3 protein-coding genes are annotated in these 1426 nt (G+C 50.5%); all 3 read right to left on the minus strand.

Going from position 1 to position 1426, the window contains the following annotated elements:
• Window positions 1–2 precede the first annotated feature (2 nt).
• Window positions 3–530 carry a hypothetical protein gene (locus B9Z31_RS15440; protein ID WP_143473870.1) on the minus strand — a complete coding sequence of 176 codons (528 nt, stop codon included), beginning with the start codon at window positions 528–530 and terminating at the stop codon, window positions 3–5.
• Between the two features lie 58 nt (window positions 531–588).
• Window positions 589–963, minus strand: coding sequence for a hypothetical protein (locus tag B9Z31_RS15275; protein WP_019425173.1), 375 nt, complete (start codon window positions 961–963; stop codon window positions 589–591).
• Between the two features lie 49 nt (window positions 964–1012).
• On the minus strand, window positions 1013–1426 hold a 414-nt coding region (locus B9Z31_RS15280), incomplete at its 5' end, for an efflux RND transporter permease subunit (RefSeq protein ID WP_143473871.1).

Consider the following 1426-nt stretch of genomic DNA (forward strand, 5'->3'; position numbering starts at 1 on the left):
CATCAAAGCAAAGTGATGTCTTTGATCAAACGGGAACGCAGTGCGCGCCGTTTGAGTTGATCAACTGAGTCATCTGTCCACCAATGTGAAGAGTTGCCCCAGATCCAATCGGTACCCGTAATCCCTAGTAACTGAACTTCTCCCTTCGTACCTGAAATTGTTCGATCAAAGGTCTTGCCTCCAACATTGAAGGTGATTTGATGAGTCCCCTCTTTTAATCGCAGGCGAATCATGGAGTTTGGAACAGTCTCCATCGCTGCGCCACCATCCACAGAAATGTCCAACGGATGATGTCCGTCGCCCCAATAACGCACGACGTAAACCGTCAGAGCTTCAGGCACTGAGGCAAACGACTTTGCTTCATCATCTTTGGCAATGCTGGGTGCAGGATCTTTGGTGCAGTAAGCATTTCTTCCTCGATCCGTATGGCAATGCGGCTTCTCAGCGATTCGATCAACCGGTGAAGCGCAGCCTGCGATGCCAAGTACGCAAGCTGAGACGACGATTGTTTTAGTAATCCAAGTTTTCATAATATTTTCCCAAAATTGATCCACCATTTGTGGCAAATACAAGTAAGTTGTAAACGCCTCATTTCAGAACAAAACGTGCAGAAGTGGTTTTCCCAGCTGAACTGAATTGAGCAACAACCTTTGTCCCAGGAGCTACCTTGAAGCTACCTTTGGCTTCAAGCTTGTCGCCTGTTGGTTTCAACTCAACTTCTTGCTTGTCAGCGCCAGAAAGCAGTGTGACTTTTGCCGTCGTTTTACTCACGTCAACGGGTTTGCCATGGTCACGCACGAACAACTGCAGCACATCAGGTTTGGCGACCAGTTCGTAGTCAACATCCTTGACGGTGGTCAAAACACCCCCTTGCATGGGTTTGTGATCTGTATCGTGTGGCCCTGCCCATGCGAGTCCGCTGAGAAAAAGCGACGAAGTGATCAAAAGCGTGTGAAATTTCATGAGATGTCCTTTTGAGGTTTTGGTTGAGGTTGAAGAAACGAATGAATGGTCAGAATGCTTCAGCATCTTTGTCTTGTAAAAGCGCCTCGGCAGGTTTGCGGCCAAAGAGCCAAAACATGGCAGGCGTCAGAAAGGTGTCGAGCAGCGTCGAGCTGATCAAGCCCGAGAAAATCACCACGGCGACCGGGTGCAAAATTTCGGTGCCGGGGCGTTCGGCCTCGAAGAGCAATGGTGCCAATGCGAAGGCAGTCACCAAGGCCGTCATCAACACCGGGCTCAAACGTTCCATCGAACCGCGCAAGATCATGGGCTTGGTGAAGGACTCTCCCTCAAAGCGCATCAGGTTGATGTAATGACTGACCTTCAAAATGCCGTTGCGCACCGAAATGCCCGCCAGCGTAATGAAGCCGACCAGGGCGGCCACCGACAAGGGCTGACCTGACAGCCAAAGACCCAACACGGC

It is taken from the genome of Limnohabitans sp. G3-2, from assembly GCF_002778275.1.
In the GTDB taxonomy this organism is placed as follows: domain Bacteria; phylum Pseudomonadota; class Gammaproteobacteria; order Burkholderiales; family Burkholderiaceae_C; genus Limnohabitans_A.

What these genes read in the sequence shown, in the direction of transcription:
- B9Z31_RS15275 (WP_019425173.1), bottom strand. Translation starts at nt 963, where the DNA reads ATGAAATTTCACACGCTTTTGATCACTTCGTCGCTTTTTCTCAGCGGA.
- B9Z31_RS15440 (WP_143473870.1), bottom strand. Translation starts at nt 530, where the DNA reads ATGAAAACTTGGATTACTAAAACAATCGTCGTCTCAGCTTGCGTACTT.